General features: G+C 70.6%; 11 protein-coding genes. 4 read left to right on the plus strand and 7 right to left on the minus strand.

Annotation, left to right across the window (positions count from 1 at the left end; translation table 11 throughout):
- Positions 1 to 159: 159 nt before the first annotated feature.
- Positions 160 to 1,185, minus strand: a complete 1,026-nt coding sequence (locus tag ACF088_RS01440) for an ATP-dependent 6-phosphofructokinase (protein ID WP_392373341.1) — start codon at positions 1,183 to 1,185, stop codon at positions 160 to 162.
- Between the two features lie 230 nt (positions 1,186 to 1,415).
- Between ACF088_RS01440 and pta the strand changes: the two genes are divergently transcribed.
- The 3 genes from pta to pyk all read left to right on the plus strand — a co-directional run bounded on the left by pta (position 1,416) and on the right by pyk (position 6,257).
- Positions 1,416 to 3,512: a phosphate acetyltransferase gene (pta, locus tag ACF088_RS01445; RefSeq protein WP_392373342.1), complete on the plus strand. Its 2,097-nt coding sequence runs from the start codon at positions 1,416 to 1,418 to the stop codon at positions 3,510 to 3,512.
- Between the two features lie 44 nt (positions 3,513 to 3,556).
- Complete coding sequence (locus tag ACF088_RS01450) at positions 3,557 to 4,768, plus strand: acetate kinase (RefSeq protein ID WP_392373343.1); 1,212 nt, start codon at positions 3,557 to 3,559, stop codon at positions 4,766 to 4,768.
- 61 nt (positions 4,769 to 4,829) lie between these two features.
- Entirely contained in the window at positions 4,830 to 6,257 is a 1,428-nt protein-coding gene (gene pyk, locus ACF088_RS01455) for a pyruvate kinase (protein ID WP_392373344.1), read from the plus strand.
- A 111-nt stretch (positions 6,258 to 6,368) separates the two neighbouring features.
- On the opposite strand, the gene ACF088_RS01460 is transcribed toward pyk, so the two are convergent.
- From ACF088_RS01460 to ACF088_RS01475, 4 genes are all read right to left on the minus strand, one after another.
- On the minus strand, positions 6,369 to 7,703 hold the full coding sequence (locus tag ACF088_RS01460) for a hypothetical protein (protein WP_392373345.1): 1,335 nt from the start codon (positions 7,701 to 7,703) through the stop codon (positions 6,369 to 6,371).
- On the minus strand, positions 7,693 to 8,259 hold the full coding sequence (locus ACF088_RS01465) for a DUF6114 domain-containing protein (protein WP_392373346.1): 567 nt from the start codon (positions 8,257 to 8,259) through the stop codon (positions 7,693 to 7,695). Before ACF088_RS01465 ends, ACF088_RS01460 begins: the two co-directional genes overlap by 11 nt.
- 131 nt (positions 8,260 to 8,390) lie before the next feature.
- Entirely contained in the window at positions 8,391 to 9,008 is a 618-nt protein-coding gene (locus tag ACF088_RS01470) for a DUF6230 family protein (RefSeq protein ID WP_328384581.1), read from the minus strand.
- A 609-nt stretch (positions 9,009 to 9,617) separates the two neighbouring features.
- The gene (locus ACF088_RS01475) at positions 9,618 to 10,592 is read right to left on the minus strand and encodes a tetratricopeptide repeat protein (RefSeq protein WP_392373347.1); all 975 of its coding nucleotides are present in this window, start codon (positions 10,590 to 10,592) and stop codon (positions 9,618 to 9,620) included.
- A gap of 401 nt (positions 10,593 to 10,993) precedes the next feature.
- Here ACF088_RS01475 and ACF088_RS01480 point away from each other — a divergent pair, with 401 nt between their 5' ends.
- Positions 10,994 to 11,638: a TetR/AcrR family transcriptional regulator gene (locus tag ACF088_RS01480; protein ID WP_392373348.1), complete on the plus strand. Its 645-nt coding sequence runs from the start codon at positions 10,994 to 10,996 to the stop codon at positions 11,636 to 11,638.
- A 58-nt stretch (positions 11,639 to 11,696) separates the two neighbouring features.
- On the opposite strand, the gene ACF088_RS01485 is transcribed toward ACF088_RS01480, so the two are convergent.
- Positions 11,697 to 12,701 carry a GDP-mannose 4,6-dehydratase gene (locus ACF088_RS01485; protein ID WP_392373349.1) on the minus strand — a complete coding sequence of 335 codons (1,005 nt, stop codon included), beginning with the start codon at positions 12,699 to 12,701 and terminating at the stop codon, positions 11,697 to 11,699.
- On the minus strand, positions 12,698 to 13,861 hold the full coding sequence (locus ACF088_RS01490; RefSeq protein WP_392373350.1) for a glycosyltransferase: 1,164 nt from the start codon (positions 13,859 to 13,861) through the stop codon (positions 12,698 to 12,700). The genes ACF088_RS01485 and ACF088_RS01490 overlap by 4 nt, the downstream gene beginning before the upstream one ends.
- Between the last annotated feature and the right edge of the window lie 37 nt (positions 13,862 to 13,898).

Here is a 13,898-nt window from a genome sequence, read left to right on the forward strand (position 1 = left end):
GGGGGTGGGGGGCGGCGGGGGGGGGCCCGCTCAACTCTGGGGTGGGGAAATCGGCGCCGGTTCCCGGGGGCCCCCCCCCCCCCCCCCCCCGGCGCCGCCCCCCCCCCCCCCCCGCCCCCCCCCCGCCGCCGTTGGTGGCTCCAGGGAGGGAACCGGGGCTCAGAAGACCGACTCGGCCTCGTCCATCCGCCAGTCCGGCACCGTCTTGAGTTCGGTGACCGCCTCGTGCAGCGGCACCATCGTGATGTCGGTGCCGCGCAGCGCGGTCATCCTGCCGAAGTCGCCGCGGTGCGCGGCCTCGACGGCGTGCCAGCCGAAGCGGGTGGCGAGCACCCGGTCGTACGCGGTGGGGGTGCCGCCGCGCTGGACGTGGCCGAGGATGACCGGGCGGGCCTCCTTGCCCAGGCGCTTTTCCAGCTCCACGGCGAGGTGGTTGCCGATGCCGGTGAACCGCTCATGGCCGAACTGGTCGATCGCGCCCTTCTTGTAGTCCATGGTCTCCTCGGCCGGGTGGGCACCCTCGGCGACACAGACGACCGCGAACTTCTTCCCCCGGGCGAACCGCTCCTCGACCATCGTGACCAGGTCGTTCACATCGAAGGCACGCTCGGGCAGGCAGATGCCGTGGGCACCGCCGGCCATCCCGGACTCCAGCGCGATCCAGCCGGCGTGCCGTCCCATCACCTCGACGACCATGACCCGCTGGTGCGACTCCGCGGTGGTCTTGAGGCGGTCGATCGCCTCCGTCGCGACACCGACGGCGGTGTCGAAGCCGAAAGTGCGGTCGGTGGAGGAGATGTCGTTGTCGATGGTCTTGGGGACGCCGACGACCGGCATCCCGGCGTCCGCCAGCATCCGGGCGGCGGTGAGGGTGCCCTCGCCACCGATCGGGATCAGGACGTCGATGCCGTAGTCCTTGGAGAGGTCCTTGGACTTCTCGCAGGCCTCCCGGAGCCGGTTGCGCTCCAGCCGGGACGAGCCCAGGATGGTGCCACCGCGGGCCAGGATGCCGCTGACCGCCTCGAGGTCGAGCTTGCGGTAGCGGCCTTCGAGCAGTCCCTTGAAGCCGTCCTCGAAACCGATGACCTCGTCGTCGTGTCCGGTGAGGGCGCGGTGGACAACAGACCGGATCACAGCGTTCAGGCCGGGGCAGTCGCCGCCTGCGGTGAGGACTCCGATACGCATCGTGCTGTGTCTCCTGTGCTCGCTGTTGGTTCGTGTGAGCCGGTCCGATTGTTTCACGGGCCGACCCGCCCTCCTCCTCCACGCACCTCACCCCTACTGTCCTCGCACGGACTCCGCAAGGGAAACTGGGAGGGCGACCTAGCCACCCGCGCAGGTATTGTCAAGAGGGGCACGCCCGCAATAACGACTTATTTTGACCTTGTGGCCATCGATTGGATCGGAGAGCACGCGTGACGCGCAGCGTGTACGTGACCGGCATCGACCGCGGCGACGGCCGCCAGGTCGTCGAACTGGGGGTCATGGAGCTGCTGACCCGCCATGTCGACCGGGTGGGGGTCTTCCGCCCGCTGACCCACAGCGACGGGCCCGACCGGCTGTTCGACCTGCTGCGGTCCCGCTACCGGCTCACCCAGTCCCCCGACACCGTGTACGGCCTCAGCTACGAGGAGGCCTCCGCCCTCCAGGCCGAACGCGGCACCGACGAGCTGGTCTCCCGGCTCGTCGACCGCTTTCATGCCGTGGCCAGGGACTATGAGTACGTCCTGGTCCTCGGCTCGGACTTCGCCGGCACCAACCTCCCGGCCGAGCTGAACCTCAACGCACGGCTCGCCAATGAATTCGGCGCCGCCGTGCTGGCCGTCGTCGGCGGCCAGGGCCAGGAGGCCGAGTCCGTACGCGCCGAGGCCCGCAACGCTTACGGCGCCTACCACTCGCTGGGCTGCGATGTCGTGGCCGTGGTCGTCAACCGGGTGGCCCCCGAGCACCGCGAGGCGGTCGTCGACCGGCTCTCCGCCCGGCTCCCCGTGCCCTGCTACGCGCTCCCCGAGGACGGTTCGCTCTCCGCGCCGACCGTCGGCCAGATCGTGCACACCCTCGGTGCCGAGGTACTGCTCGGCGACGACTCGGGCCTCGCCAGGGACGCCCGGGACTTCGTCTTCGGCGGGGCCATGCTGCCGACCTTCCTCAAGGCGCTGACCCCCGGCGCTCTCGTGGTGACCCCCGGAGACCGGGCGGACCTGGTCATCGGCTCGCTCGCCGCGCACAGCGCCGGTGCCCCGCCGATCGCCGGTGTGCTGCTCACCCTGGACGAGCGGCCCGGCCCCGACATCATGGCGCTGGCCGGCCGCCTCGCCCCCGGCACCCCGGTGGTCTCCGTCCCCGGCGGCTCCTTCCCGACCGCGGCCGAGCTGTTCGCGATCGAGGGCAAGCTGAACGCCGCCTCGCCGCGCAAGGCGGAGACCGCGCTCGGCCTGTTCGAGCGGCATGTGGACACCGCGGAGCTGACGAACCGCATCTCCGTCGCCCGCTCCGGCCGGGTCACGCCGATGATGTTCGAACACGAGCTGATCGAGCGCTCCCGCTCCGGCCGCCGCCGGGTGGTCCTTCCGGAGGGGAGCGAGGAGCGGGTGCTGCGGGCCGCCGATGTGCTGCTGCGCCGCGATGTCTGCGAGCTGACCCTGCTGGGCGAGGAGGAGGCGATCCGCAAGCGCGCCGCCGATCTCGCCATCGACCTGGCGGGCGCCCAGATCATCGATCCGCAGACCTCCGAGCTGCGCGAGCGGTTCGCCGAGCGCTACGCCGCGCTGCGCGCCCACAAGGGCGTCAGCATCGAGCTGGCCTTCGACGTGGTCGCGGACGTCTCCTACTTCGGCACCCTGATGGTCGAGGAAGGCCTGGCCGACGGCATGGTCTCCGGCGCGGTGCACTCCACCGCCGCCACCATCCGGCCCGCCTTCGAGATCATCAAGACGAAGCCGGGCGCCCAGATCGTGTCCTCGGTGTTCTTCATGTGCCTGGCCGACCGGGTCCTGGTCTACGGCGACTGCGCGGTCAATCCGGACCCGAACGCCGAACAACTGGCGGACATCGCCATCCAGTCGGCCGCCACCGCCGCCCAGTTCGGCGTCGAGCCGCGGATCGCGATGCTGTCGTACTCCACGGGCACCTCCGGCTCCGGAGCGGACGTCGACAAGGTCCGCAAGGCCACCGAGATCGTCCGCGAGCTGCGCCCCGATCTGCTGGTCGAGGGCCCGATCCAGTACGACGCGGCGGTGGACTCGGCGGTCGCGCAGACCAAGCTCCCCGAGTCCGACGTGGCCGGCAAGGCCACCGTGCTGATCTTCCCGGACCTCAACACCGGCAACAACACCTACAAGGCCGTGCAGCGCTCGGCCGGTGCGGTCGCCGTCGGCCCGGTCCTGCAGGGGCTGCGCAAGCCGGTCAACGACCTCTCGCGCGGCGCCCTGGTCCAGGACATCGTGAACACCGTGGCCATCACCGCTGTCCAGGCGCAGGGCGCCCGGCCCGGCGCCGGCCACACCGCCTGACCCGGCCGCCCCTCCCGTCCCCGCACCCCATCGGAAAGCGCTCCATGACTGCCACCGCCACCCGTGTCCTCGTCCTCAATTCCGGTTCCTCGTCGGTGAAGTACCAGCTGCTCGACATGACCGACGGCACCCGGCTCGCCGTCGGCCTGGTCGAGCGGATCGGCGAGGAGACCTCGCGTCTGGCCCACACCCCGCTGGCCACCGGCGGCGCCCGGCGCGAGACCGAAGGCCCGATGGCCGACCACGAGGCCGCCCTGAAGGCCGTCGCCGCGGAGCTGTCCGCCGACGGTCTCGGCCTGGACTCCCCGCAGCTGGCCGCGATCGGGCACCGGGTGGTGCACGGCGGGCTGAAGTTCACCGAGCCGACCGTGATCGACGACGCGGTGCTCAAGGAGATCGAGCGGCTGGTGCCGGTCGCCCCGCTGCACAACCCGGCCAACATCACCGGCATCCGGACCGCCCGGGCGCTGCGCCCCGACCTGCCGCAGGTCGCGGTCTTCGACACCGCCTTCCACACCACGATGCCGGAGTACGCGGCCCGCTACGCCATCGACGTGGCGACCGCCGACGCCCACCGCATCCGCCGCTACGGCTTCCACGGCACCTCGCACGCCTATGTCTCCCGCAAGACCGCGGCGCTGCTGGGCAAGGACCCCTCCGAGGTCAATGTCATCGTGCTCCACCTGGGCAACGGTGCCTCCGCCTCGGCGGTGGCCGGCGGCCGCTGTGTGGACACCTCGATGGGCCTGACCCCGCTGGAGGGCCTGGTCATGGGCACCCGCTCCGGTGACATCGACCCGGCGGTCACCTTCCACCTCAAGCGGGTGGCGGGGATGTCGGAGGACGAGATCGACACCCTGCTCAACAAGAAGAGCGGTCTGGTCGGGCTGTGCGGCGACAACGACATGCGGGAGATCCGGCGCCGGATCGACGAGGGTGACGAGCGCGCCGAGCTCGCCTTCGACATCTACATCCACCGGCTGAAGAAGTACATCGGCGCCTACAGCGCGGTGCTCGGCCGGGTCGACGCGGTGGCGTTCACCGCGGGCGTCGGGGAGAACGCCGCCCCGGTGCGCGAGGCCGCCGTCGCGGGTCTGGAGGAGATGGGGATGGCCGTGGACGCCTCGCTCAACGCCGTACGGTCCGACGAGCCCCGGCTGATCTCACCGGAGTACGCCCGGGTCGCGGTCGCCGTGGTACCCACGGACGAGGAGCTGGAGATCGCCCAGCAGACATACGCCCTGGTCAGCGCCTAGGTTTCGGTGTTTCCGCCTACCGAAATATTCCGCTCCGAAACAAACCGATAGGATTCCGCCCATGCGCCGTTCCAAAATCGTCTGCACCCTGGGCCCCGCCGTCGACTCCTTCGACCAGCTGAAGACGCTGATCGAGGCCGGCATGAACGTGGCCCGATTCAATATGAGCCACGGGACCCAGCCGGAGCACGAGGAGCGGTACCACCGCCTCCGCAAGGCCTCCGAGGAGACCGGTCGCGCCGTCGGCGTGCTGGCCGACCTCCAGGGCCCCAAGATCCGCCTGGAGACCTTCGCCGACGGACCCGTGGAGCTGGTGCGCGGCGACGAGTTCGTCATCACCACCGAGGACGTCCCCGGCGACCGGACCATCTGCGGTACGACCTACAAGGGCCTGCCCGGCGATGTGTCCAAGGGCGACCCGATCCTGATCAACGACGGCAATGTCGCCCTGCAGGTCGTCGAGGTCGACGGCCCGCGGGTGCGCACCATCGTCATCGAGGGCGGGGTCATCTCCGACCACAAGGGCATCAACCTGCCCGGCGCCGCGGTGAACGTCCCCGCGCTGTCCGAGAAGGACATCGAGGACCTCAAGTTCGCCCTGCGGATGGGCTGCGACATGGTCGCGCTGTCCTTCGTGCGGGACGCCAAGGACGTCCAGGACGTGCACCGCGTCATGGACGAGGTGGGCCGCCGGGTCCCGGTCATCGCCAAGGTCGAGAAGCCGCAGGCGGTCGCCAACATGCAGGAGGTCGTGATGGCCTTCGACGCCGTCATGGTCGCCCGTGGTGACCTGGCGGTGGAGTACCCGCTGGAGAAGGTCCCGATGGTGCAGAAGCGCCTGGTGGAGCTGTGCCGCAGGAACGCCAAGCCGGTGATCGTGGCGACCCAGATGATGGAGTCCATGATCACCAACTCCCGGCCGACCCGCGCCGAGGCGTCCGATGTCGCCAACGCCATCCTGGACGGCGCCGACGCGGTCATGCTCTCCGCCGAGTCGTCCGTCGGCGCCTACCCGATCGAGACCGTCAAGACGATGTCGAAGATCGTCGAGGCGGCCGAGGAAGAGCTGCTTTCCAAGGGGCTGCAGCCGCTGGTGCCCGGCAAGAAGCCGCGCACCCAGGGCGGCGCGGTCGCCCGTGCGGCCTGCGAGATGGCCGACTTCCTGGACGGCAAGGCGCTGGTGGCCTTCACCAAGTCCGGTGACACCGCCCGCCGGCTCTCCCGCTACCGCGCGGCCCAGCCGATCCTGGCCTTCACCACCGACACCGCCACCCGCAACCAGCTCACGCTGAGCTGGGGCGTGGACAGCTTCGTCGTGCAGCACGTCGACAACACCGACGCGATGGTCGACCTGGTCGACGCCGAGCTGCTCAAGCTCAAGCGCTACAGCCAGGGCGACACCATGCTCATCACCGCCGGTTCGCCCCCCGGCGTCCCCGGCACCACCAACATGGTCCGGGTGCACCACCTCGGCGGCGAGCCCTCCTGACGCCTCCGGCACGTGAAACGGCGGTGGGCCGCCCCCGAAAGGGGACGGCCCACCGCCGTTTTCTGCGGCTCCCGGAAGGGTCGGTGTGATCCCCGGCCGCGCCGGTGGCCCTCAGTCCGTGATCGACTGGTGCAGACCCGGGATGTGGAGATTGCCGCCGAACTGGCCCGCCTGGTCGATCTTCACCTTGGTGAAGTAGGCGAACGGGACGTTGATCGGCGGCGGGTGCTCGGGGTCGAAGACGATCGGGATCAGACCGAAGAGGTTGCCCTGCAGCCGCTCGGTGTACATCGTCACCTTGCCGCCGCGGATCGTGGACGTCGAGCCCGGTGCACCCTGGACGTGGTAATGCTTCCCGGACGTCGGGTCGTCGACGATCTGGTGGAGATCGCCGATGTCGACGCTGTCGGCGGTGAACTTCAGGGCCTGCTTGGTGTGGCCGTTCTGCGTCTGGACATTGACGACGCCCTCGTAGTTCAGGCCGCGCAGGGTGAGCGCGCTGGACTCCAGGTGCCAGGGGTCGTCGGGCAGGGTGGCGGGCGTCTGCTCGGCCTTGCCCTTCTGCTTGTTCTCGACGACGCAGGGGAAGGACTTCTTGCCGCTGGCGTCCTTGCCGTCCAGGCCGCCGCCGGGCAGGGCGTTGTCCGCCGTACCCACCGCGCCGTGGACGGTGTCGTTGACCGTCTTCGACCCGTTCTTGACGGCGTCCCCGGCCTTGCCGGCGCCGTCCTTGAGGCCGTCGACCGTGTCCGTGACCGGCTTGGTGACCTTGTCGGTGGCGGAGCCGGAGTCCTTGCCGGAGTCCTGGGACGCGGACGGCGAGGGGCTCGGCGAGGCCGGCTCGGACGCCGAGGGGCTCGGCGAAGCCGAGGAGTCGTCCTTCGCCTTGTCGCCGCCGAAGAGACCGCCGAGCGCATCACCGATGCCGCCCAGCAGGCCGTCGTCCTTCTTCTCCCCGGAGTCCGACGGCGACGGGGTCGCGGAGCCCGCAGGCTCATCGGTCTTCGCGGAGCCGGACGGCGCGGGCTCGGGCGCCTTGCCGGCGTCCTTGCCGGCCGAGGGTGCGGGCGAGGCGGAAGACCCGCCGGACGGCTTGGTGTCGTCCTTGCCCTGTGCGTCGCCCTTGCCCTGTGCGTCGTCCTTGCCCTGTGCGTCGTCCTTCTTGTCCGTCGCACCGCCCTTGGACTTCGCGTCCTTGTCGTCCACCTTGTCCGGGGCGGTGACACACGGGCCGTCCTTGAACGGGCTCTTGGGCGCCGGCTTGGCTATCGCCATCTGGGGCGTCAGCCCCATGCCCATGAGCACGGCGGACGGCATGGCGGCAATGGCTATCGCCTTGCCCGCGGGCACGTGGAGCCGAGTCAGCAGCGGCTTCCTCGGCGCCGCGTGCCTCGGCCCGGTTCTCGCCCCGGCAGCTGCGCTCTCGTGCAGCTCGTCACCCGGCACGGTGCCTCCCGTTCGTTCCGTTGGTCGGGCTCGTTCCTGACAGGTCGTCCAGTCCATTGCCCAACCCGGGGCCGGCGGCCGGCGCGGGGTGCGTGGCGACCACCGGTCCGGCGACCGTCTTGCGGGCCGGCTCCTCGGCGTCGTCCCCGCTCCGGTCGGCCTTGCCCGGTGCCCAGGAGACTCCCAGCGCACCGCCGATCAGCCCCAGGAGGAAGCCGATCAGGAAGGCGCCGAAGTTCGAGACGACCAGGGAGACGAGGGAGAGCAGAATCGCCGCCACACCCGCAAAGACGCGCGAAGCGGGCTGGAACCACATGGTCAGACCGAGCACGACCAGCAGTACGCCGATGATCAGCGAGCCGGCGCCGGCGGTGGTCGCCATGCGGACGGTCAGGGAACCGATCGTGAGATTCGCGTAAGGGATGTACATGATCGGGATGCCGGCCAGCAGAGTCAGCATGCCGCCCCAGAACGGGCGGTGTCCGCGCCACTCCCGGAACGAAAGCCGCTTCCGGCCGATGGTCTCGATCAGCCGTGGTCGCGTGTCGGCGCTCATGTCGTACAGCTCCTCGGGACTGGCAAATCGGTGGTTCTGTGCTGGAGTGTCCTACCGGGCGCTACCCGGCGTACGGGCACGGGGAACGGCGAACGCCGCACAGCTCGCCCCGCACCCGCACGCTCAGTGCGTCAGTAGCACTCGCTCTTGCCCTTGGCGACGCTCATCTTCAGGCCGCTGAGCTTGAACGTTCCGGCCGTCGTGGCCCATGCCTGCTGCCTGACGTGGGTCAGCACGGCCGAGTCGGCCTGCTGGGCGAACGAGCCGGGGTCGGCCTTGTCGCCCTTGTGCATGCCCGGACCCTTGGTCGTCGAGCCTGCAGCAACACCGATGTCGATGTTGTTGAAGGTCGCGTCCGCGGACAGCTGGTCGAGGTCGATGTAGAGGTTCTTCGCCTCGACGGGCGTGTCACCGCCACCGGCCGACAGCTTCATCGACACATCGCCGAAGACCGGCACCGGCACGACTACCGACTGGCACAGGTTCTTGATCTTGGCGTTCGAGAACCCCGAGACCGCCACCGGGACCTGCTTGCCGCCCTTTTGGGCGTCAATGGCTCCGTACTGAACAAATCCGGTGCCGTCCAGCCGGTCCGTAGCGACCTTGAACTGCTGGCCGGACACGCTGAACGACGCCGCGAGCGCACCCTGCGAGAGGGCAACGCCGATCGCGGCCGTAGCCGCGACGCTCGGCACCATGACGACGGCGAACCGCTTCCATCTGGTCCCGCCACGAGCCAGGGACTCCATGACTTTCCTCCTTCTCGGACGTACATCTCCGGTACGGGCCGCCTCAGTTGGGAGCCGTACCTGGGATGGGAGAAGTGCTACGTCCTCGGGAAGGAGAGCGCCTGTCTCGGAGGCACATCGTGTTCCGAACACCGGCGATCACCCCCGAGCGACAACCACTGGCCACGCTCTCGCGCAACCTCCTGGACAGGCCCTGCCGGGTGGGGCAGAGACCCCCCTGTCCACGGCCGGCGACACCTGACGCCGACCACTCGGTGGGGACCCAAGTACCCCGCGACACCAACCGGATGCCGGGCTGCGGGAATGGACCGAGCGTGGCCGATCGTGGTCCATTCGGGGCCGCGGCACAAGGGGCTCGTTACTTGCGGGTAACGGCCCGATAACCACGCCACGACCCACCGAAATCAAGCGGACACATACGGTCGCCACTAACGGTGAGGGGACATTGGGCAATTGCGGACACAGTGCCGCAAGGAGGCTGCTCGGACTTACTTGAAGTAACAGCGGCCACGATTACCAAGTTTTGGTAAAACGTGGCCGCTGTGTCGTTTGTTCGGTCAACTCGCGGAGGTCGTACTGGTCAGAAGCGGGCGAGTCCGAAGACAGCGGTCAGAACAGCACCCGGGCGAGCGCGGTACGCGCCGCCGTCACCCGCGGATCCTCCGCGCCGATGACCTCGAACAGCTCCAGCAGCCGCAGCCGCGCGGCCTCCCGGTCGTCACCCGCCGACCGCTTCACCGCGTCGACCAGCCGGCCGAAGGCGTCCTCGACGTGCCCGCCGACCAGGTCCAGGTCCGCGGCGCGGATCTGCGCCTGCACATCGGCCGGGTTCTCCGCGGCCTCCTTGCGCACCGCCTGCGGGTCGAGATCCTGCACCCGGCGGAGGAGTTCGGCCTGCGCCAGACCGAGCTTGGCCTCCGGGTTGGCCGGGTCGTCGTTGAGCACGTTCTTGTACGCCTGGACGGCACCGCCGAGGTCACCGGAGTCCAGCGCCTGGTTCGCGGCCTCCAGCAGTGCGTCATAGGGACCGGCCGGCGCCGGGGCCTCGGCCTCCTGCTCCACCTCGCCCGCGGCCTGCGGGTCGACGGGCGCCCCCACGATGCCGAACTGCTGCTCGGCGGCCTGCACCAGCTGGTCGAGCACCTGGCGGATCTGCGACTCCGGGGCCGCGCCCTGGAAGAGCGGGATCGGCTGCCCCGCGACGACCGCGAAGACCGCCGGGATGCCCTGCACCCCGAACTGCTGGAACAGCATCTGGTTGGCATCGACGTCGATCTTGGCCAACACGAACTTGCCGGCGTACTCCCCCGCGAGGCGCTCCAGCAGCGGACCCAGCTGCTTGCACGGCTCGCACCACTCGGCCCAGAAGTCGATGACGACCGGGACCTCGGTGGAGCGCTGCAGGACGTCCTGCTGGAACCCCGCCTCGTCTACGTCGAACACCAGGCGGGCACCGCTCGCGGGCGCCCGGCCCGTACGGGCGGCCTCGGCACGCGCCTGTTCCGCTTTCTGCTTCGCTTCCCCCGCCGACTTCACCGCTGCGAGGTCGACGACTCCACTCATGGACATATTGCGTGGCTGCATGGGTCCATCCTCCCCCCTGGGCGGTCCGTTACGGAAAGCGATCCGGAAAGCGCTGCGGTCTGCGACGCGATCGGTCGTGCGGCGGTGCTGCGGATTGCCGGTCCGGTGCCGCCGCCGGGCCGTGTACCGGGCGGCGCACCCCGTCCGTACGCCCCGCCGGAATGCCGGCGTACGTCCGGGATCGCTGCCCGTTGTGGCCCCGAGGAGGGCCGGTGTGCGGCCCCGAGGAGGACCGTCGTGCGCGGCCATGGGTCCCCACCCACGGCCAGTGGCTGTCACTCTTACGCTACGACCCGTAGCGTAACTCGCCGTCGACCCCGCATCACCACCGGGTCCGGTCCCATGAGGGGTGATCTGCCTCACGGGCGGCCCCTCCCGTACTGCCCGGTATGGTCGCCCGCATGCACCACTCCGCCAGCTCCCCGAAGGGCCGCACGGGCCGCCCGCGCAGCGCCGAGACCGATTTCGCGATCCTGGACGCGACCCGTGCCGCACTCGTCGATCTGGGCTGGGGGCGGCTCACCATGAGCGATGTGGCGGCCCGGGCCGGCGTCGCCAAGACGACGCTCTACCGCCGCTGGGCCAACAAGAACGAGCTCGTCGTGGACGCCGTGGCGGTCCTTTTCGACGAGCTCGAACTCCCCGACCGGGGCTCTTTGCAGTCCGACATCGAGGGCGTGGTGCTGCAGTTCGGCGCGCTGCTCGCGCGGCCGGAGACCAAGACGGCGCTGATGGCCGTGGTCGCCGAGTCCACCACCGACGAGGCGCTGCGCGAACGCATCCGCTCGGCGATCGTCGACCGGCAGAAACGGCTGGTTCTGCTCGGCCGCTCGCGCGCCCAGGCCCGCGGCGAACTGCCCCCGGACTCCGCTGGTGAGGAGGGCGAGCGGGCCGCCACCCGCAACATGGACCTGATCTTCGATGTGATCGCCGGGGCGATCGTGCACCGCACCCTGGTCAGCGGTGAGCCCGTGGATGCCGCGTGGGGACGTGACTTCACGGCACTCTTCCTCACCGGGCTCTCCGGTCTGGGCGACCAGGGCTGAGCCCGGGAGGCGGGTGGCGGCCGCGGCGCGACACCGAAGCGCCCCGCCGCGGCACCCGTCAGACCTGGTAGCGGTCCACCGCGAACAGGTGCAGGTTCTCCGCCACCCACTCCGACGTCCGCTTCAACCCCTGCTCCAGGGACACCTCCGGCCGCCACGAAGCCCACTCGCGCGCCCGGGAGTTGTCGGACAGCAGCCGCTCGACCTCACTGCCGGCGGGCCGCAGCCGCGCGGGGTCCACCACCACCTCGGCCTCGCGGCCGGAGGCCGCTATCAGCGCCTCGGCGAGCGCCCCGATGGCGATCTCCCGCCCGGTGCCGAGGTTGACGACCTCGCCCAGCGCCCGGTCGCAGTCGGCCAGCGCCAGGAACCCGGCCGCGGTGTCCGTGACATAGGTGAAGTCGCGGGTCGGGGTGAGCGAGCCCAGCTTGATCTGCCGGACGCCCGCGTGGAGTTGGGCCAGGATCGTGGGGATCACGGCACGCGCGGACTGCCGGGGACCGTAGGTGTTGAACGGCCGCACCACCGTCACCGGCAGCTCGAAGGCGTGCCGGTGCGACAGCGCCATCATGTCCGCGCCGATCTTCGAGGCGGAGTACGGCGACTGCGGCTGCAGCGGGTGGTCCTCGCCGATCGGCGCGGTCAGCGCGGTCCCGTAGACCTCACTGGTGGACGTGTGCACCAGCCGCCGCACCGCATGCCGCCGGCAGGCCTCCGCGACGTTCTCCGTCCCGACGACGTTCGTCTGCACATACGCGCCCGGCGAGTCGTAGCTGTACGGAATCCCGATCAGCGCGGCCAGATGGAACACCGTGTCGCAGCCCTCGACGGCGTCCATCACCCGGCCCGCGTCCCGCACATCGCCCGCGACCATCTCGACCGGGCCGCCCGGCACGAGATAGCGCGCCAGATTTCCCTTTTCGGCGTACGGCTTGTAATGGACGAACGCGCGCACCTCGGCGCCGGCCTCCACCAGCATGTCGACCAGGGTCGAGCCGATGAACCCCTCGGCCCCGGTGACCAGGACCCGACGGCCCGTCCACTGCTGCATACTCCTGCTCATGCTGACTCCTTCATCGTGGGGTGGTGGTGGACCTGCGGGTGACCGGCGAGCGCCAGCACCTTGTCGGCCAGCAGGCCGGCGGCCTGCGCATGGGTGCCCGGGTCGGCGGCCGCGGCCATCGCGGCGAGCCGGGCGGGATCGTCGAGAAGCGGGGTGACCAGCGCGTCCAGCCGCTCCGCCGTGGTCTGCGGGTCGGGCAGCAGCAGCGCCGCCCCGGTGTCCGAGAGCACCCGGGCGTTATGGGTCTGGTGATCGCCCGGCGCATGCGGATACGGCACGAGGACGGCCGGCATCCCGATGGTGGCCAGCTCGGCGACGGTCGCCGAACCGGCCCGGCACACCACGAGATCGGCGGCGGCGTACGCCAGATCCATCCGGTCCAGGTACGGCACGGCCTCGGCGACCGCGTCCCCGCCGTTCGCCGCCAGGAGGGCCCGGGTCTGCTCCAGGGCCGCGGGCCCGGTCTTGATCAGCAGCCGCAGGTCGCTGCGCGACCGGTAGCGGCCGGCCAGGCCCACCGCCGCCTCGGTCAGCCGGGCCGCCCCCAGGCTCCCGCCGTTGACCAGCAGCAGCCGCGCGCCGTTCGGTATGCCCAGGGCCCGGCGGGCGTCGGGCCGCAGTCCCGCCCGGTCCAGCTCGGCCAGCGGGCCCACCAGCGGCATCCCCACCGTCTCCGCCCGCTCCCCGCCGGCCAGGTGCTCGCGGCTGCGGTCGAAGGCGAGGGCGATGTGCGGGGTGAGCCGGGCCGCGAACTTGTTGGCCCGGCCGGGCACCGCGTTGGACTCATGGACCAGGCTCGGCAGCCCGGCCATCTTGGCCCCGACGATCACCGGGGCGCTGGGATAGCCGCCCATACCGACCGCGACCTGGGCTTTCTGTTCCTTGAGGATCGCCCGGCACTGGGTACCCGAGCGCAGCAGCGCGGCCGGCAGCAGATAGCGTCGGGCGCCGAGCGAGGGGTCGAAGGGGATCATGTCGACGGTGTGCAGCCGGTATCCGGCCCGGGGGATCAGCTCTGTCTCCAGGCCGCGTTCGGTCCCGACGAAGGAGATCACCGCATCGGGCACGGCCCGGCGGAGCGCGTCGGCGAGAGCGAGTCCCGGATAGATATGGCCGCCGGTGCCGCCCGCACCGATCACGACGGAGAGTGGTGTGCGCATGGCCGCCACGCTCGCGATACGCCCTAAGAAGCTTCTA

The organism is Streptomyces sp. NPDC015125 (assembly GCF_043080045.1).
Taxonomy (GTDB): Bacteria; Actinomycetota; Actinomycetes; order Streptomycetales; family Streptomycetaceae; genus Streptomyces.